This is a genomic window from Leisingera sp. McT4-56 (assembly GCF_020514995.1).
GTDB lineage: Bacteria > Pseudomonadota > Alphaproteobacteria > Rhodobacterales > Rhodobacteraceae > Leisingera > Leisingera aquaemixtae_A.
This window is the reverse complement of the sequence record NZ_JAJALF010000024.1, coordinates 11,730-29,201: the sequence shown is the minus strand read 5'-3', so window position 1 is coordinate 29,201 and position 17,472 is coordinate 11,730. Positions and strand designations below refer to the sequence as shown.

Annotated in this window: 15 protein-coding genes; 5 read left to right on the top strand and 10 right to left on the bottom strand. The window is 63.9% G+C overall.

Annotated features, from left to right (window positions below):
• Positions 1-166: 166 nt before the first annotated feature.
• The 5 genes from guaD to xdhA form a co-directional block, all read right to left on the bottom strand.
• Positions 167-1,465: a guanine deaminase gene (gene guaD / locus LHL23_RS20040; protein ID WP_226431260.1), complete on the bottom strand. Its 1,299-nt coding sequence runs from the start codon at positions 1,463-1,465 to the stop codon at positions 167-169.
• A gap of 74 nt (positions 1,466-1,539) precedes the next feature.
• Positions 1,540-3,132, bottom strand: coding sequence for a xanthine/uracil/vitamin C permease (locus tag LHL23_RS20035; RefSeq protein WP_226431259.1), 1,593 nt, complete (start codon positions 3,130-3,132; stop codon positions 1,540-1,542).
• A gap of 31 nt (positions 3,133-3,163) precedes the next feature.
• On the bottom strand, positions 3,164-4,057 hold the full coding sequence (gene xdhC, locus LHL23_RS20030) for a xanthine dehydrogenase accessory protein XdhC (RefSeq protein ID WP_226431258.1): 894 nt from the start codon (positions 4,055-4,057) through the stop codon (positions 3,164-3,166).
• Positions 4,058-4,060: 3 nt separating this feature from the next.
• Positions 4,061-6,379 (bottom strand): xanthine dehydrogenase molybdopterin binding subunit, encoded by a 2,319-nt coding sequence (gene xdhB, locus LHL23_RS20025; RefSeq protein ID WP_226431257.1) that lies wholly within the window; start codon positions 6,377-6,379, stop codon positions 4,061-4,063.
• 12 nt (positions 6,380-6,391) lie between these two features.
• Positions 6,392-7,855, bottom strand: a complete 1,464-nt coding sequence (gene xdhA, locus LHL23_RS20020; RefSeq protein WP_226431256.1) for a xanthine dehydrogenase small subunit — start codon at positions 7,853-7,855, stop codon at positions 6,392-6,394.
• A gap of 207 nt (positions 7,856-8,062) precedes the next feature.
• On the opposite strand from xdhA, the gene LHL23_RS20015 reads away from it, so the two are divergent.
• Positions 8,063-8,980 (top strand): LysR family transcriptional regulator, encoded by a 918-nt coding sequence (locus tag LHL23_RS20015; RefSeq protein WP_226431255.1) that lies wholly within the window; start codon positions 8,063-8,065, stop codon positions 8,978-8,980.
• Between the two features lie 55 nt (positions 8,981-9,035).
• Here LHL23_RS20015 and LHL23_RS20010 read toward each other — a convergent pair whose 3' ends face one another.
• Positions 9,036-9,239 carry a hypothetical protein gene (locus tag LHL23_RS20010; RefSeq protein WP_222480068.1) on the bottom strand — a complete coding sequence of 68 codons (204 nt, stop codon included), beginning with the start codon at positions 9,237-9,239 and terminating at the stop codon, positions 9,036-9,038.
• 313 nt (positions 9,240-9,552) lie between these two features.
• Positions 9,553-10,812, bottom strand: coding sequence for a urate hydroxylase PuuD (locus LHL23_RS20005; protein ID WP_226431254.1), 1,260 nt, complete (start codon positions 10,810-10,812; stop codon positions 9,553-9,555).
• A 104-nt stretch (positions 10,813-10,916) separates the two neighbouring features.
• Here LHL23_RS20005 and LHL23_RS20000 point away from each other — a divergent pair, with 104 nt between their 5' ends.
• Positions 10,917-11,825, top strand: coding sequence for a LysR family transcriptional regulator (locus tag LHL23_RS20000; protein WP_065268414.1), 909 nt, complete (start codon positions 10,917-10,919; stop codon positions 11,823-11,825).
• A gap of 80 nt (positions 11,826-11,905) precedes the next feature.
• Here the strand turns inward: LHL23_RS20000 and uraH are convergent, their stop codons facing one another.
• Entirely contained in the window at positions 11,906-12,262 is a 357-nt protein-coding gene (gene uraH, locus LHL23_RS19995) for a hydroxyisourate hydrolase (RefSeq protein ID WP_174149265.1), read from the bottom strand.
• 149 nt (positions 12,263-12,411) lie between these two features.
• Between uraH and puuE the strand changes: the two genes are divergently transcribed.
• From puuE to LHL23_RS19980, 3 genes are all read left to right on the top strand, one after another.
• On the top strand, positions 12,412-13,827 hold the full coding sequence (gene puuE, locus LHL23_RS19990; RefSeq protein WP_226431253.1) for an allantoinase PuuE: 1,416 nt from the start codon (positions 12,412-12,414) through the stop codon (positions 13,825-13,827).
• On the top strand, positions 13,824-14,315 hold the full coding sequence (locus tag LHL23_RS19985; RefSeq protein ID WP_226431252.1) for an ureidoglycolate lyase: 492 nt from the start codon (positions 13,824-13,826) through the stop codon (positions 14,313-14,315). Before puuE ends, LHL23_RS19985 begins: the two co-directional genes overlap by 4 nt.
• A gap of 71 nt (positions 14,316-14,386) precedes the next feature.
• Positions 14,387-15,823 carry a uracil-xanthine permease family protein gene (locus LHL23_RS19980; protein ID WP_226431251.1) on the top strand — a complete coding sequence of 479 codons (1,437 nt, stop codon included), beginning with the start codon at positions 14,387-14,389 and terminating at the stop codon, positions 15,821-15,823.
• A gap of 62 nt (positions 15,824-15,885) precedes the next feature.
• Here the strand turns inward: LHL23_RS19980 and LHL23_RS19975 are convergent, their stop codons facing one another.
• Together LHL23_RS19975 and bhcD are read right to left on the bottom strand one after the other, a co-directional pair.
• Positions 15,886-16,398, bottom strand: a complete 513-nt coding sequence (locus LHL23_RS19975; RefSeq protein WP_226431250.1) for an AmiS/UreI family transporter — start codon at positions 16,396-16,398, stop codon at positions 15,886-15,888.
• A 93-nt stretch (positions 16,399-16,491) separates the two neighbouring features.
• Complete coding sequence (gene bhcD, locus LHL23_RS19970; RefSeq protein ID WP_226431249.1) at positions 16,492-17,457, bottom strand: iminosuccinate reductase BhcD; 966 nt, start codon at positions 17,455-17,457, stop codon at positions 16,492-16,494.
• Positions 17,458-17,472: the final 15 nt, after the last annotated feature.

Below are 17,472 nucleotides of genomic sequence, written 5' to 3'. Positions count from 1 at the left end.
GTCCCCAGGCCAGGCTCCACCCGGAGCCTGGCCTGGTATTTCCATCCTGTAATGTGAGTTATGTTAAATAAAAGGCAAAAGAAAGCGCCGCAGACCGATGTCTGCGGCGCGGGCGGTGTTCTGGCCGGCCGGGCAACAAGGGGGGGCCGGCTGCCAGGAAGAAGGGTCAGCCTTTCATCGGTTTCCCGGCCACATAGGTCTGCGCAATCGACCGGTCGTCGCCCAGGGTCTGCAGGATGAACAGCTCCTCCGACAGGGTTTCTGCCCGCTGCATCCGCAGGTCCATTGCCGGGGTGGCGCGGGAATCGAGCACCACGATATCGGCCTCGGTGCCGGCCTCCAGCGTGCCGACCTTGTCCTCCAGCCCCAGCGCCACGGCGTTGCCGCGGGTGATCCAGTGGAAGGCGCGCAAGGGGTGCAGCTTCTGGTTCTGCAATTGCAGGACCTTGTAGCCCTCGTTCAGGGTCTGCAGCATCGAATAGCTGGTGCCCGCGCCGATGTCGGTGGCAATCGCATTGGTGATGCCGCGGCTGCGCAGGCCTGCGTCGTCAAACAAACCGCTGCCCAGGAACAGGTTGGAGGTCGGGCAGAACACCGGCTTGGCCTTGGTCTCGGCCAGCGCGTCGATCTCGCGCGGCTGCAGGTGGATCGAATGGCCCAGCAGCATCTTTTCCGACAGCAGCCCGTAGGACTGGTAGACGTCCAGATAATCGCGCGCCTGCGGGTACAGCTCAGCGGTGAACGCGATTTCGTCGTGGTTTTCCGACAGGTGGGTCTGCACGTAGCAGTCCGGGTGCTCTTGCACCAGCGCGCCGGCCATCTCCATCTGATCGGGGGTGGAGGTGATGGCAAAGCGCGGGGTGATCGCATACAGGCCGCGGCCCTTGCCGTGGTATTTCGCGATCAGCGCCTTGGTGTCGTCATAGCCGCTGACCGGCGTATCCAGCAGCCCCTCGGGCGCGTTGCGGTCCATCAGCACCTTGCCGCCGATCATCCGCATGTTGCGGCGGGCGGCCTCGGTGAAATAGGCCTCGGCTGAGGTCTTGTGGACCGAGCAGTAGGCAACCGCGGTGGTGGTGCCGTGGCTGGTCAGGAGGTCGAAGAAATGCCCGGCCATCTCGGCACTGTGGCCTGCGTCGGCAAAGCGGGTTTCTTCGGGGAAGGTGTAATTGTTCAGCCATTCCAAGAGCTGCGAGCCCCAGGAGGCGATCACCTGCACCTGCGGGAAATGCAGATGGGTGTCGATGAAGCCGGCCATCAGGATGTTCGGGCGGTGGTCGATCACCTGCGCCTCTGCGGCCTGTTGGGCCAGATCGCCATAGCTGCCCTTGGCCAGGATCATGCCGTCCGCGACCAGCAGCGCGCCGTCCTCGATGAACTCATAGGCGCTGGTGTCCTGGGGGTCTTGCGGTTCGGCGGTGAAGGAAAGCACCCGGCCGCGCAGCAGCGTCTGTTTCGATGTCATGTCTTTGATGTCCTTGGTTCGCAGGCAGGGGGCGCGCAGCCCCCTGCCCATTATCATTTGGGTGTCATGTTGGATTATTCGCCTGCCGGCAGGTGCGGCACATGAGGCTTGATACCGTCGTCCTTTTCTTCCTCATGCTCATCCGCCTTGTGGAAGATCGGGTAGATGAACAGGAAGGCGGCAGCGATCAGGTAGCCCATGGCGACACCGCTGAACTCCGGCCAATGCAGGCTGGCAGAGTGGATCACGCCGACCAGCGACATCACTGCAGCCGCCAGGGCAAAGCCGCCCGCGTTGCGGAAGTCGCCGTCGATCACGCTGGCCACGATGGCGCCCCAGATCAGGCCGGTCAGGATCGCACCCTGGCTCAGCGCCAGATGGCCCTCGTAGTGCGCACCCTGCTGCAGCAGCGCTGCGGTCAGCTCCGGATCGCCCAGCTGTGCCATGCCGGTGGCACCCAGTGCCCCCAGTGCGCCTGCCAATGCGCCCCATTTGATCACCAGGAAGGCCGAGACATGCGGCATCATCGCGATGGTCACCGCGGCGATGTGGTCGGTTTTCACCGAATGCGCGGTATTGGTCACCAGGCTGAGCGCCACGAACACCAGCACCGGCGCGGCAGCGGCCACGGGGATCAGGGTGTTGAGGAACGCCAGCAGGCCAAAGAAGGCGGCAAAGGGGATCACGATGCCAACGCCGATGATATAGCCGGAGCGCGCGCCCATCCGCTTGTAGGCCGGGTGGCCGATATAGGCGGTGGTCGGGAACGGCGAGCCGAAGACCGCACCGATCATGGTGCCGACGCCATCAGTCACCTGGCACAGGGCCACCGGGTAGTGGTCGCCTGCCGCTTCGGCGCTTTCGACGTTGTTCATGGTTTCGATGAAGTTGTAGATCTGCACCGGCACCAGCACCAGGAACAGCTCCGGGTTGGCAAACAGATGCTGGATGCCCGCAACCAGGTCGCCGAAGTAGGGAACCGGCAGGTAAACGCCCACGCCCTCGATCGAGACCGAGGCCTTGCCCATGGCCAGCGCCACAACGGTGCCGACGATCAGCGCCAAGAGGCCCGCGGGGATGTTGAACGGCAGCCGGTGGCGGCCCACCAGGCCCCACAGGATGATGATCATCGAGGCAAAGCCGATGAACGGTTCCTCGAAAATCGTTGCCAGCGGCACGGTGCCGATGAACACCAGCGCGATGCCGCAAAGCGTGCCCAGCATGCCGGCGCGCGGGGTGACCCGCTTGAGCCAGGGGCCGACGATGGCGCCAAGGCCCGCGACGATGCCGCCCATGAAGCCCGCGCCGATGCCCACCTGCCAGGCCAGCATGGCGTCATTGGTGGACCAGTAGATCGGCCCGATCACGCCGAACAGATAGACGAACATCACCGGGGTCGAGATACCATAGGGCAGCGCGGTCACGTCGCGGCCTTCTTTCTCGGCGGTGTGCTTGGCCAGCCAGGTGTAGACCGCGATACCGGCCAGAATCGCCACTGCGGCGCCGGGCACGATGCGGCCGAACACGATGTCGGCAGGCATGTTGAAGACAAACTGACAGATGCCCGAAAGCACGATCAGGTTGATCAGGTTGTCGGTGAACAGCGCCCAGAATGCACTGAAGTCATTCCGCGCGAACAGTTTGTACGTGTAGCTCCGCCCGGTCATGGCGGCCTCCTCCTGTCAAGAGGACGCAGTCTTAACGGCTGTTTGCTCCAGCCGTATCTCCCTCTGCGTCCGGTTGCTTACCCGCTTGGGGCAGGTCAGTGCTCCGTGATGGAGCGGACGCGGCAGTTTCAGAGGTCAGATCAGCAATCACTTCCGCCGCCACGAAGGCCGCGATGACGCTGGGCCGCTTGTCGCGGCTACCGCTTGCCCCGATGGGGCAGATGAGACGGTCGGTTCCCAGACCGTCGCAATGGTCCCGGCACCAGCGGCGGAATTTCTCCCGCTTGGTGGCCGATCCGATCAGGCCGACATAGCCTGCATCGCCGCGCTGCAGGGCAGCGGAGGCAAGCAGGAAGTCGAGCGCATGATCATGGGTGAGAACGACAAAGGCGCTGCCCGCGGGCGCGGTGGCAATGTCGATCTCGGGAATAGCGCTTTGGCGGATTTCCACATCCGCGTTGCACAGGGCAAGTTCTTCGGCACGCTGGTCAACCAGGATGCAGCGCACCGGCATATGCTGGAACAGATCCGCCAGAGCCCGGCCCACATGGCCCGCGCCCATCACATAGACATGCGGCAGCGCCTGTTCCTCGGCCTGCTGCCGGGCAATGGCATCGTCGCGGTCGGCCTGGCGCATCTGCGCCAGCGACATCTCCACCCGGCCGCCGCAGCACTGGCCGATCTCCGGCCCCAGCGGCACATCCAGCGTGTCGCTGATCACACCCTGCTTCAGCATCCGCCTGGCGTGGTCGATGGCGATATATTCCAGCTGGCCGCCGCCAATGGTCCCCCACAGGCCTTCTGCCGCCACAAACATGCTGGTGCCGGTTTCGCGCGGGGAGGATCCGCGGACGCGGGTCAGCGCGACCTGCACCACATGTTTGTGATTGGCCAGAAAGTCCTGGAGGGAGAGGCGGCGGGCCATGGCTCAGCCCTGCCCTTTGAGGGTTTCGATCGCCATCAGCACGCGCTCCGGCGTGGCCGGCGCATCGAGGCGCGGGCAGACCTTGTAATCCGCGGTGCTGGCAACCGCCATCGACAGTGCCTCAAACACCGAGATGCCCAGCATGAACGGCGGCTCGCCCACGGCCTTGGACCGTTTGATGGTGCGTTTCTTGTTCACCGACCATTCAGCCAGCCGGGTGTTGAAGATGCGCGGCCGGTCGGACGCCAGCGGGATCTTGTAGGTCGAGGGCGCATGGGTGCGCAGGCGGCCTTCGCCGTCCCACCACAGCTCCTCGGTGGTCAGCCAGCCCATGCCCTGGATGAACGCGCCCTCCACCTGGCCCTTGTCCAGGATCGGGTTCAGCGAGCGCCCCACGTCATGCAGGATGTCGGTGCGCTCGACCCGGTATTCGCCGGTCAGCGTATCGACAGAAACCTCGGAGCAGGCGGCGCCATAGGCGTAGTAGAAGAACGGCTGGCCCTTGCCCGCCGCGCGGTCCCAGTGGATCTCAGGCGTCTTATAGAAGCCCGCCGCCGAAAGGTGAACGCGGGCCATATAGGCTTCTTTCACCAGCGTATCAAAGGGGATCTCTTCGCTGCCGACGCGCACGCGGTTGGGCAGGAATTCGACCTCCGCCTCGGTGACACCGTGCTTCTCAGCCGCGAATTTGGTCAGCCGGGCAATGATCTGCTCGGCCGCATCCAGCGCCGCCATGCCATTGAGGTCCGAGCCGGAAGAGGCCGCGGTGGCAGAAGTGTTCGGCACCTTTTCGGTGGTGGTCTTGGTGATCTTGATGCGCTCGAAATCCACCTGGAAGGCATCGGCCACCACTTGCGCCACCTTGGTATTGAGGCCCTGCCCCATCTCGGTGCCGCCGTGGTTCAGGTGGATCGAGCCGTCGTTATAGACATGGATCAGCGAGCCCGCCTGATTGTACCAAGTCGCGGTGAAGGAGATGCCGAATTTCACCGGTGTCAGGGCAATGCCCTTCTTGATGATCTTGGACGCCTTGTTGAAGGCGATGATCTCTTCGCGGCGCTTGCGGTATTCGGCGTTCTCTTCCAGCTCCCCGATCAGCCGGTCGAGGATATTGTCCTCCACCTTCTGATGGTAGGGCGTCAGGTCGCGGCCCTCTTCGCCATAGAAGTTGGCCTTGCGCACATCCAGCGGGTCCTTGCCGAGGGCATAGGCGATCTCCTCGATCATCCGCTCCGCCGCGACCACACCCTGCGGGCCGCCAAAGCCGCGGAAAGCGGTGTTGGAGACGGTGTTGGTCTTCATCGGGCGGCTTTTCAGCAGCACGTTCGGGTAGAAATAGGCGTTATCCGCATGGAACAGCGCGCGGTCGGTGACCGGTCCGGACAAGTCCGAGGAATAGCCGCAGCGCGCGGCAAAGCCGCCCTCGACCGCCTGAATGCGGCCCGCGTCGTCAAAGGCCACGTCATAGTCGATCACGAAGTCATGGCGTTTACCGGTGGCGGTCATGTCCTGGTCGCGGTCCGGGCGGATCTTCACGGGCCTGTTGTGCTTCTTCGCGGCAATCGCGGCCACCGCGCAAAACAGGTTCATCTGGCTTTCCTTGCCGCCAAAACCGCCGCCCATGCGGCGCACGTTGACGGTCACCGCGTTGTTCGCCACGCCCAGGACATGCGCCACCATATGCTGCGCCTCGCTCGGGTGCTGGGTGGAGCAATGCACGGTCACATCCTCGTCCTCGCCGGGGATGGCAAAGGCGATATGGCCTTCCAGATACATGTGGTCCTGGCCGCCGACGGTCATCTGCGCCTGGATGCGGTGCGGAGCACCCTTGCGGCCGGCCTCCACATCGCCGCGCTCCAGCTTCAGCGGATCGGTGATCATCGGATAGCCGGCTTCCTGCGCCTGAACCGGGTCCAGCGCGTGCGGCAGCACCTCGTAGTCCACCTGCGCCAGTTCGGCGGCACGGCGGGCGGCATCGCGGGTTTCGGCGATCACCGCAAACATCGGTTGGCCGTGGAATTCGACCTTCTCGGTCGGGAAAACCGGCTCGTCATGCTTGCCGGTGGGGCTGATGTCGTTGACGCCGGGAATGTCATCGGCGGTCAGCACATCCACCACGCCGGGCGCGGCGCGCACGGCAGACAGGTCGATGCCCTTGATATTGGCGTGGGCGACGGTGGAGACACCCAGGTAAGCGTGCAGCGTGCCATAGGGCTCGGCGATATCGTCGGTGTATTCGGCGCGGCCGGTCACATGCTTGATGGCACTGTCGTGCTGGCGGTCATGGTGCACGGCGCCGCTGATGGTCTGATGGTCTTTCATCTCAAAATCTCCTCAGGCGACGGCCAGCCGGACAGCACCGGCGGTTCCCGCATCATGTTCCAGGTAGAAGCGGCGCAGCAGGTTGCTGGCCGTAAGCGCGCGGTACTCGGCAGAGGCGCGCCAGTCGCTGAGCGGAGTGAAGTCCTGCTTCACCGCTTCCGCTGCCGCGTCAAACGCGGCCTCGCCCCAGGGCTGGCCCACCAGCGCGGCCTCGGCGCCAGCAGCGCGCTTGGGCGTTGCCGCCATGCCGCCGAAGGCGATCCGGGCAGCGGTGATCACGCCATCCTTCACGGTGACGCTGACCCCGGCGGCGACCGAGGAGATATCCTCGTCCCGGCGCTTGGAAATCTTGTAGGCGGCGTCGATCTGGCCGTCGCGGCGCAGCGGGATGCGGATCGAGGCCACGAAGTCCCCCGGCTCGCGGTCCTGCTTGCCGTAGTCGATGAAGAAATCCTCCAGCGGCAGGGTGCGCGAACCGCCTTTCTTCTGCAGCGTCACCTCGGCACCCAGCGAGATCAGCACCGGCGGGGTGTCCCCGATGGGCGAGCCGTTGGCGATATTGCCGCCGATGGTGCCCATGTTGCGCACCTGCCAGCCGGCGATGCGGTCCCAGTAGGCGCTCAGGTGCGGGAAGGCATCGCGGATCGCCGCTTCGCTCTCGGTATAGGTGACGCCGGCGCCGATGATCAGTGCTTCATCCGTCAGCTCAACCGCCTTCAGCTCCTCCAAGTGGGCAACAAACACAACCGGCGAGATCGGCTTCATGAACTTGGTGACCCACAGGCCGACATCGGTGGAGCCCGCCACGATGGTGGCTTTGGGGTTCTCGGCCAGCACCTGCGCCAGATCGGCCACGTCCAGCGGCAGGATGGCGCGGTCGTCCTCGGGGCCGGTCACGACGCGGGCTTCGGGCTGGATTGCCTTCAGCTTGGCGGTCAGGGCGTCGCGTTCGGTGGTCAGGTAATCATTGGCCGGGGTGCCGTACTGGTTCACCGCAAGCGCTGCCTTCACGATCGGCTCATAGCCGGTGCAGCGGCACAGGTTGCCCTGAACGGCGGTTTCCACCTGAGCCTCATTCGGCTGCGGGTTTTCCATCCACAGCGCATAGAGCGACATCACAAAGCCGGGGGTGCAGAAGCCGCACTGGCTGCCGTGGTATTCGACCATCGCCTGCTGCACCGGGTGCAGACGGCCGTTCGGGCCGGACAGGTGCTCCACCGTCACCACGTGGCAGCCGTTCAGCGATGCCAGGAAACGGATGCAGGCGTTCACCGCCTCATAGCGCAGGGCGCCGTTCTGCAAACGGCCCACCAGCACTGTGCAGGCGCCGCAGTCGCCCTCGGCGCAGCCTTCCTTGGTGCCGGTCAGGCGCTGTTCCAGGCGCAGGAAATCCAACAGGGTGGTAGTCGCCTTCACGTCCTCCAGCACAATGTCCTTGCCGTTCAGAAGAAAGCGTATGCCGGTTTGATGTGCCATGGGGCCTCCCGAATGTCTCTTGGGCCGAGCTGGCCCGCTTATGTCATTTTTACCTTGTCTGACTGCCTCGGTTAACGGCTGCAATCGCGAAAGGCTTTCAACACCTTGTTGAAAATGGTTAGGCTAATAGGTGCCGGAACCGGCGTGTTTGCCGCCTGCCGCCGCGCTGCGCAAGCGGCAGATACGCCCCGTAAAGGTCTGTGAACCATGTCATATCTGGAATCCCTGCGGGTCTTCACCCGAGTCGTCGAACTGGGCAGCATCACCTCTGGCGGGCGTGACTTGCGGCTGACGCCGGCGGTTGCCAGCAAGCGGATCAAGGAGCTTGAAAAGCACCTTGGCGTGCGCCTGTTCAACCGTACCACGAGATCGCTGACCCCGACCGAGGTCGGGCAGCTGTTCTATGCCGAAGCCAAGAAGGTTCTCGAATCGATTGAGGACGCCGAGGCGGTGGTCTCGCAGTTTTCCGCCGCGCCGCGCGGGGTGATCCGGGTGACCGCGCCGCTGGGCGTGGGCCGCCGCATCATCGCGCCGCTGGTGCCGGGCTTTGTCGAGGACTACCCTGCTACGGAAATCCGGATGCGGATGTCGGACCGCAAGGTCGACATTCTGGCTGACGGGCTGGATGTGGCGTTCTTTATCGGCACCCCGCACGACTCCACCCTGAAGATGCGCAAGATCGCCGATTGCGCCCGGGTGCTGTGCGCGGCGCCGGAATACCTGGCGCGGCACGGCACCCCGCAGCTGCCGGAGGATCTGCTGACCGGCCACAACTGCCTGCTGCTGCGCTACCCGCGTTCACCCGAATATTACTGGACGCTGTCGACGCCGGAGGGGCCGCGCAAGCTGGAAGTGTCGGGGAAATACGATGCCGATGACAGCGACGTGCTGACCGGCTGGGCGCTGGACGGGCGCGGCATCGTCAACAAGCCGCGGTTTGATGTGGCTGCGCATCTGAAGAGCGGCGCGCTGGTGGAGGTGCTGCCGGACACGCCGCCGGAGCCGACGATCTTCGGCTGCCTCTACCCGCACCGGAAACTGCAGGATCCCAAGATCCGCCTGTTTGTCGACTACGCGGTGAAACACGGGCTGGCGGCCTTCCGGCGCAACGAAGCCGGAAGCTGACAACAAGAGACGGCGGGCACCGCTGGCCCGCCTCTCGGTAACGAGGGTTCTCGCGTTAGCAGCGGTGCGGATTTTCCTCGCAGTAAACCAGGTTTGCCGCGGCCCCGACTGCAGCACCCGTCACCAGGTTCGCGTCCAGCACGGCAGCCCCGGCAGCGCCGGCGCCCGCGCCGTAGACCAGCCGTTCGCCGGTGGTGTCCCCGCAGGCGGCAAGGGTGGTGCAAAGTGCAAATCCGATGGCGATGGTCTTACCTATCATCGTGTTACCTCCTTCAACGTCCAAATCCCGCAGTTTTGCCGCGGTCCCAAACGGCCGGTCCCCGGTTTGTGCCGCCGGGGCGAAGGGTGCCCGAAAGGGATTGGCACTGTCGCTGAGTAAACCGGAAGGCCCGGAAATCCGGCTCAGTTGGGCAAACCCTGTACCAGCATAACACACGGCGGGGCAGTTTTGTTCCATTGCCTTGCTGCAGAGCCGGTGCACAGGAGGTGTACAGGCGGTGCACGCTTGGTGCCGGACAAAAAAATGGCCCCGCCTGGGGGCGGGGCCATTCAGATCGTCAGGCGGTCCTGCGTCAGTTCGCGGCCAGCGTCAGTGGCAAGTCGTTGGAGGCGCTGCCGTACCAGCGGCGGATCAGGGCGCGTTCCTCGTCCTCCATGAAGGTCACGTTGGCAGGCGGCATCGCATGGGTGGCACCGGCCTGGAGGTAGATCTCCTTGGCGTATTTCGCCACATCGGCCGGGGTCTCCAGCAGCACGTTCTTGGGCGCGCGGCGGATGCCGTCATAGTAGGGCTCCCGCGCGTGGCACATGGCGCAGCGGCCCGGCACCACATTCATCACGTCCTCGAAGTGCTGGTTGCTGGCAAACACTTGCTCAGATTTGGTCAGCTCCCGCGCCTCGGACTCTTCATAGGTGTCCTGCTGCAGCGGCGCCTGGCTCAGGATCATGATGCCGATGAACAGGATGGCGGTCACCGGCCAGGTCCAGGTCGGGTTGCTGGTGCCCGCGTGGTTGCTGTTGAAGTAGTGGCGGATGGTCACGCCCATCAGGAACACCAGCGCCGCGATCAGCCAGTTGTACTCGGTGGCAAAGGCCAGCGGGTAGTGGTTCGACAGCATCAGGAACACCACCGGCAGAGTCAGGTAGTTGTTGTGGGTCGAACGCAGCTTGGCGATCTTGCCGTACTTGGCATCCGGCGTGCGGCCTTCCTGCAGGTCTTTCACCACGATGCGCTGGTTCGGCATGATGATGAAGAACACGTTGGCGGTCATGATGGTGGCGGTGAAGGCGCCCAGGTGCAGCATCACGGCGCGGCCGGTGAAGATCTGGTTGTAGCCCCAGCCCATGGCGACCAGCAGCACAAACAGCAGCACCATCAGGAAGGTCGGCTTTTCCCCCAGCGGCGATTTGCACAGGAAATCATAGACCAGCCAGCCGATGCTGAGCGATGCGCCGGAAATCAGGATGCCCTGCCACAGGGCCAGATCGGCCTTGCTGGAGTCGATCAGGTACAGTTCCCCGCCCGCCCAGTAGACGATCATCAAGAGGCCCGCCCCCGACAGCCAGGTGGCGTAGCTTTCCCATTTGAACCAGATCAGATGGTCCGGCATGTTCTCCGGCGCCACCAGGTATTTCTGGATGTGATAAAAACCGCCGCCGTGGACCTGCCATTCCTCGCCATGCGCGCCAACCGGCAGATGCGGAACCTTCCGCAGGCCAAGGTCCAGCGCGACGAAGTAGAAGGACGATCCGATCCAGGCAATGGCGGTGATGACATGAAGCCAGCGGACCGCAAAGCCCAGCCAGTCCCACATGATCACGAGCTCTTCCATTGTTCTCTCCTCATAAGCTTTGACCCGAGACTAGAGCATGGCGTTATTTTCATGTATTAGGTAAAAAATCCAAGCTGTTTCAAAATAACACAAAGAATACGTGAATGGCCTATCTCGACAATATCCGCACCTTTGTCCGTGTCTATGAACTTGGCAACATGTCTGCCGCCGCGCGCGATATGCGGATCTCGGCGGCAGTGGCGTCGTCGCGGATTTCGCAGCTGGAGGATCACCTGAACGTGCGGCTGTTCCAGCGCACCACCCGGCTGCTCAATCCGACCGAGCAGGGCAACCTGTTCTATCATGGCGCGGTCAAGATTCTGGAAGCGGTGGACGAGGCTGAGGCTGACATTAGCAGCGTCACCCAAACCCCGCGCGGCACACTTTATGTGGCAGCGCCGCTGGGACTGGGGCAGCGGCTGATTGCGCCGGCGGTGCCGAAGTTCAAGGAAGCTTATCCGCTGATCTCGATCCGGCTGCGGCTGTCGGACCGCAAGCTGGACCTGGCGGCCGAGGGGCTGGATGCGGCGTTTTTTCTGGGCGTGCCGGAGGATTCAAACCTGCGCATCCGCAAGATCGCCGATTGCCCGCGGGTTCTGTGCGCGGCGCCGGAGTACATCAGGCAGCGCGGCCAGCCGAAAAACAGCGAAGAACTGAAGACGGAGGCGCATGACTGCCTGAACCTGCGTTACCCCGGTGCGCCGGAGTTCCAATGGCCGCTGCGCAGCCAGGACGGGGTAAAGCGGGTAACGGTCACCGGGCCGTTTGAATCGGATCACGGCGACGTTCTGACCAGCTGGGCGCTGGACGGGCATGGGATCATTCTGAAGCCGGTGTTCGAGATTTCGGAGCACCTCGCCTCCGGCCGGCTGGTGCCGGTGCTGGCAGAGGAGCCGCCGATCCCGATCCAGATGGCTTGCCTGTATGTCCACCGCCGCCACCAGGACCCCAAGGTGCGGCTGTTCATGGACTTCATGGTGGACCACATCCAGGCGTCCCTGCCTTCGGAATAAAAAAAGCCCGCCCCAGTTGCCTGGGACGGGAACCGCCGGCAGATGCCAAGCGGGAGGAGAGGTATCTTGGGGCGTGCGGCTCAGCTGCCGCGGTAGGTGGAGTAGCCGTAGGGCGAAAGCAGAAGCGGCACATGGTAGTGGCTGTCTGCCTCGCTCATCCCAAAGCGCAGCGGCACCTGGTCCAGGAACAGCGGGTCAGCGCCGGCCTGGCCGGTGGCGCGCAGATAGCCGCCTGCGTGGAACACCAGCTCATAGGTGCCGGTTGCAAATTCGCCTGCCGGCAGGATCTGTTCGTCGGTGCGCCCGTCATCATTGGTGGTCAGGCTGCGCAGATGGATGCGCTCATCGCCTTCGATCCGGTAAAGGTCGATCTTCAGCCCTTCCGCCGGGCAGCCGCGGGCGGTGTCCAGCACATGGGTGGTCAGAAATCCGGCCATGCCAGCCTCCTTTCAATTCCGTTTCCCTAGGTATGCGCGGTTCAGCCCGCTGCATACAGAAGGAAGAGTCAAAAAGTTCTTTCAAAAATATACTGAAAGCCGAAGCGGATTATCTGTTCTATACATAATAAAAAGACAGGAGACCTGACGTGACGCGCTATCCTCGTGACTTGCGCGGATACGGTGCTGCCGCACCCGACCCGCAGTGGCCCAATGGGGCCAAAGCCGCCGTGCAATTTGTTCTGAACTATGAAGAAGGCGGCGAGAACTGCATCCTGCACGGGGATGCGGCCTCTGAGGCCTTCCTTTCCGACATTCCCGGTGCCGCGCAATGGCCCGGGCAGCGCCATTGGAACATGGAGTCGATCTATGAATACGGCAGCCGCGCAGGCTTCTGGCGGCTGCACCGGCTGTTCACCGGCGCGGGCATTCCGCTGACCATCTATGGCGTTGCAACCGCCCTGGCCCGCAGCCCGGAGCAGGTGCAGGCGATGAAGGACGCGGATTGGGAGATCGCCAGCCACGGCCTGAAATGGGTCGAGCACAAGGACATGGCCGAGGATGAGGAACGCGCCGTGATTGCCGAGGCGGTGCGCTTGCATACTGAAGTGACCGGGGAGCGCCCGCGCGGCTGGTACACCGGGCGCTGCAGCGCCAACACGGTGCGGTTGGTGGCTGAGGAAGGCGGGTTTGACTACATCTCAGACACCTACGATGACGACCTGCCATATTGGCTGGAAAGCGGCGGCCGCGATCAGCTGATCATCCCCTACACGCTGGAAGCCAACGACATGCGGTTCGCCAATTCGCCGGGCTGGATCACGGGTGAGCATTTCTTCCAGTACCTGAAGGATGCCTTTGACGTGATCTATGCCGAGGGCGAGGCCGGGGCGCCGAAGATGATGACCATCGGCCTGCACTGCCGGCTGGTCGGGCGTCCGGGCAAGATTGCAGGCCTCAAACGGTTCATCGATTACATCCAGGGGTTCGAGGGCGTCTGGTGCCCGCGCCGGATCGACATTGCAGAGCATTGGGCGGAAACCCACCCGCCGGTGAAGCGCGAGCGCCCCAGCCAAATGGACCGTGAGAGTTTTGTCGCCAAGTTCGGCTCGATCTTCGAGCATTCGCCGTGGATCGCCGACCGCGCCTTTGACCTGGAGCTGGGCCCGGCGCATGACTGCGCTGCGGGCGTCCACAACGCGCTGTGCCGGATCTTCCGCACCGCCAGCGAGGACGAGCGCCTGGGCGTGCTGACCGCGCACCCCGATCTGGCGGGCAAGCTGGCCGCCGCGGGCCGCCTGACTGCCGAGAGCACCTCGGAACAATCGAGCGCCGGCCTTGATATGCTGACCGACGAGGAGCGCGAAACCTTTACCCGGCTCAACACCGAATACGTGGAGAAACACGGCTTCCCCTTCATCATCGCGGTGCGCGACCACAACAAGGCGTCGATCATGGAGGCCTTCCACCGCCGCATCCACAATGAGCGGGCGACCGAGTTCGATGAGGCCTGCCGCCAGGTCGAGCGCATCGCCCAGTTCCGCCTTCAGGATCTGCTGCCGTGAGCGGGCGCCTGACAGCGAAGCCGCTGACCGCGGCGGCTTTTGCGTCCTATGGCGACGTGATCGAGGTTGCGGGCGCGCCGGACAAGATCATCAATCAGGGCATGTGCGGGCGTCACCACGACCGCGCGGCCCTGGACTTCGGCCCGGACGGCCGGGCCGGCATCAGCCTGTTTGACGCCAAGGCCCGCCACCTGCCGCACAAGGTCGACATGGTGGAGCGCCACCCCGAAGGCAGCCAGGCCTTTGTGCCAGTGAGCGGCGTGCCGATGCTGGTGGTGGTGGCGGATGACGACGACGGCGTGCCGGCCAACCTGCAGGCCTTCATCAGCCAGCCGGGCCAGTCCATCAACCTGCACCGGGGCACCTGGCACGGGGTGCTCGCCCCCCTTGGCGCGCCCGGCCAATACATCGTTGTCGACCGGATCGGCACCTCGCCCAATCTCGAAGAACACTGGTTCAAGGAGCCTTTTACCGTGGTCGCTGACTGACCGCACACCTCGAAGCCGCCAACAAAAACAAGAAGCGGCAAGATCCCCATGACCGACAGGAGATTCCATTCATGGCTGACACTTCCATCGGGACGCCAGCACAGCTGCGCGACCCCAATTACACACCGCCCTTGCACAAGGCGGTGCCGCTGGGAATCCAGCATGTGCTGGCGATGTTCGTTTCAAACGTGACACCCGCCATCATCGTGGCAGGCGCCGCCGGTTTCGGTTTCGGCTCCAACTCGCCGGATTTCCCGGAACTGCTCTACCTCATTCAGATGTCGATGCTGTTTGCAGGTGTCGCCACCCTGCTGCAGACCATCACCCTGGGACCGGTCGGCGCGGCGCTGCCGATTGTGCAGGGCACCTCATTTGCCTTTCTGCCGATCATGATCCCGCTGGTTGCGGGCAAGGGCGTGGACGGTCTGGCTGCGCTGTTCACCGGCGTCATTGTCGGCGGTATTTTCCACGGGCTGCTCGGCACGGTGATTGGCAAAATCCGCTTTGCCCTGCCGCCCCTGGTCACAGGCCTGGTGGTCACCATGATCGGTCTGGCGCTGGTCAAGGTCGGTATCCAGTACGCAGCGGGCGGTGTTCCAGCCATCGGCACGCCGGAATACGGCTCCCTGCTGAACTGGTCCGCGGCGCTGGTGGTGATCTTCGTAACCCTTGGCCTCAAGTTCTTCACCAAGGGCATGCTGTCGGTCTCTGCCGTCCTTCTGGGCCTGATCGTCGGCTATATCTATGCGCTGATGACCGGCATGCTGACCTTTGAAGCTGTTTCCGGATCCTGGGAGCGGGCCGCGGCCTTTGCCCTGCCGCAGCCGTTCAAATACGGGGTGGAGTTCTCTGCCGCCGCGGTCATCGGCTTCTGCCTGATGAGCTTTGTCTCCGCGGTGGAGACCGTCGGTGACGTCTCTGGCGTGACCAACGGCGGCGCGGGCCGTGAGGCCACCGAGGAAGAGATCGCCGGCGCGACCTATGCCGATGGTATCGGCACTGCGATTGCCGGCTTCTTCGGCGCCTTCCCCAACACGTCGTTTTCTCAGAACGTCGGCCTGATCGCCATGACCGGCGTGATGAGCCGCCACGTGGTGACCTGCGGTGCCGTCTTCCTGATCATATGCGGGCTGATCCCCAAGGTGGGCGCGGTGATCCGCACGGTGCCGATCGAGGTGCTGGGCGGCGGCGTGATCGTGATGTTCGGCATGGTGGTTGCGGCCGGCGTTTCGATGCTGTCGGATGTGGACTGGAACCGCCGCAACATGGTGATCTTTGCGATCTCGCTGTCCATCGGCCTCGGCCTGCAGCTGGAGCCCGGAGCGCTGCAGCACATGCCGGACACCGCGCGCATCCTGCTTACCAGCGGCTTGCTGCCCGCGGCGCTGATTGCGATTGTGCTGAACCTGGTGCTGCCGCAGGAACTGGCGGATGAAGCGACTGAGGAAGTCTCTGGCGGGATGAGCGGCAACAGCCGCGGGTCGCTGCCGCATGAGGATCACGCCTGAAGCAGGCACATGCGATGAAGTGGCAAGAGGAGCCGGCCCGTAAAGGGCCGGTTCCTTTCGTTTCAGCCTGCCAGCCCGTGCAGAACCGCCAGCCCCGGAAGCCAGCCGGTGAAGATCCCGCACAAAAGCGTCGCCGCGGCAGTCAGCCGGGGGCTGCCGCGCCGCAGCGCAAGGTTCAGGAAATACAGGAACCACAGCCCGGACCAGGCTGCCCAGCAACCTGCCAGCCAGACATCGAACAGCCCGTCCGCCTGCGCCAGCACCCGCAGCACCATAGGCGCGGCGGTCAGAGCCACAAAGCCGCTGAACCAGCCCAGGCCTTCGCCGCTGGAGGCAACCGCGCGGTTGTAGGCAACCCACAGGTAGGTGGTGCCGAACAAGAGCGTCATGCCCGCATCCAGCAGGTCCGCCGGCTGCCGCGCCGCCAGCGCGATCAGCAGAACGGTGGCAAAGAACACCAGCGCGGCAACTGTGTTGATCAGGATAATTTCGCGGTCCTGTATCCGGCCCATCTGCCAGATGCCGTTCAGGCACAGCACCACGCCGACCACCAGCAGGCTCAATCCCAGAGACATTTTGCGCCCCTCAATGAAAAACAGGAGAGAGGTACACCTCTCTCCTGCCGGTCCGCTATGCGGATATTTGCAGAATGTGTTTCTGGTTGGGGCTTAGAAATCGACCTCGATGGCGATGCCCTTTTCAACCGCCACTTCCACGACAGAGGCCGCGACAGCAAGATCCTGCAGGCCGACGCCGGTGCCGTCGAACAGGGTGATCTGGTCGTCCGATGTGCGTCCCGGATTGGTGCCGTTGATGACCGCGCCGATCTGGGCGACATCAGACTCCTGGATCAGGCCCTGCGCCACCGCGTGCTGCGCTTCACCGATGGAGATGGACTGGGCGACCTCGTCGGTGAACACGTCGGCCGCAACCAGCAGCTGGGGATCGACCTCCTGCTTGCCCTTGGTGTCGGTGCCCATGCAGGCGATATGGGTGCCGGGGCTGACCTGATCCGCCTTCAGGATCGCGTCGAACGACGAGGTGATGGAGATGATCACATCCGCCTCGCGCATGCCGTCCAGCTCCACCGCCTCAAACGGCACGCCGGCCTCATCTGCAACTTCCTGCAGGTTCGGCAGCATCTCCGGATGGAAGTTCCAGCCGATCACCTTTTCAAACTGCCGCTGCTCCAGCGCGGCGCGCAGCTGGAACTTGGCCTGATGGCCTGCGCCGACCATGCCGATCACCTTGGCGTCCTGGCGGGTCAGATGCTTGATCGACACAGAGGACGCCGCCGCAGTGCGCAGCGCGGTCAAGAGGTTGCCGCCCACCATCGCCTTCACCTTGCCGGTGTCCGGGTCGAACAGGAAAACGGTGGACTGGTGGTTGATCAGCCCGCGTTTCTCCAGGTTGTTCGGCCAGTAGCCGCCGGCCTTGAGGCCCAGGGTCAATCCTGCGCGGTCAAAGCCGCCCTTGAAGCCGTAAAGCGCGTCCTCGTGGCCGATTGCCTCGCGCACCACGGGGAAGTTGTAGGCATCTCCCGAAGCCATGGCGGCAAAGACCTTCTCGACCGCATCGAACGAGGCTTCACGGGTCACCAGGTCCGCAATCGCCTTTTCCGGAACGATATACATGTCTGTTTCTCCTCA

What these genes read in the sequence shown, in the direction of transcription:
- LHL23_RS20015 (WP_226431255.1), top strand. Translation starts at nt 8,063, where the DNA reads ATGTCATATCTGGAATCCCTGCGGGTCTTCACCCGAGTCGTCGAACTG.
- LHL23_RS20000 (WP_065268414.1), top strand. Translation starts at nt 10,917, where the DNA reads ATGGCCTATCTCGACAATATCCGCACCTTTGTCCGTGTCTATGAACTT.
- guaD (WP_226431260.1), bottom strand. Translation starts at nt 1,465, where the DNA reads ATGACATCGAAACAGACGCTGCTGCGCGGCCGGGTGCTTTCCTTCACC.
- uraH (WP_174149265.1), bottom strand. Translation starts at nt 12,262, where the DNA reads ATGGCCGGATTTCTGACCACCCATGTGCTGGACACCGCCCGCGGCTGC.
- LHL23_RS19980 (WP_226431251.1), top strand. Translation starts at nt 14,387, where the DNA reads ATGGCTGACACTTCCATCGGGACGCCAGCACAGCTGCGCGACCCCAAT.
- LHL23_RS20005 (WP_226431254.1), bottom strand. Translation starts at nt 10,812, where the DNA reads ATGGAAGAGCTCGTGATCATGTGGGACTGGCTGGGCTTTGCGGTCCGC.
- xdhB (WP_226431257.1), bottom strand. Translation starts at nt 6,379, where the DNA reads ATGAAAGACCATCAGACCATCAGCGGCGCCGTGCACCATGACCGCCAG.
- LHL23_RS20035 (WP_226431259.1), bottom strand. Translation starts at nt 3,132, where the DNA reads ATGACCGGGCGGAGCTACACGTACAAACTGTTCGCGCGGAATGACTTC.
- LHL23_RS20010 (WP_222480068.1), bottom strand. Translation starts at nt 9,239, where the DNA reads ATGATAGGTAAGACCATCGCCATCGGATTTGCACTTTGCACCACCCTT.
- xdhA (WP_226431256.1), bottom strand. Translation starts at nt 7,855, where the DNA reads ATGGCACATCAAACCGGCATACGCTTTCTTCTGAACGGCAAGGACATT.
- LHL23_RS19975 (WP_226431250.1), bottom strand. Translation starts at nt 16,398, where the DNA reads ATGTCTCTGGGATTGAGCCTGCTGGTGGTCGGCGTGGTGCTGTGCCTG.
- xdhC (WP_226431258.1), bottom strand. Translation starts at nt 4,057, where the DNA reads ATGGCCCGCCGCCTCTCCCTCCAGGACTTTCTGGCCAATCACAAACAT.
- bhcD (WP_226431249.1), bottom strand. Translation starts at nt 17,457, where the DNA reads ATGTATATCGTTCCGGAAAAGGCGATTGCGGACCTGGTGACCCGTGAA.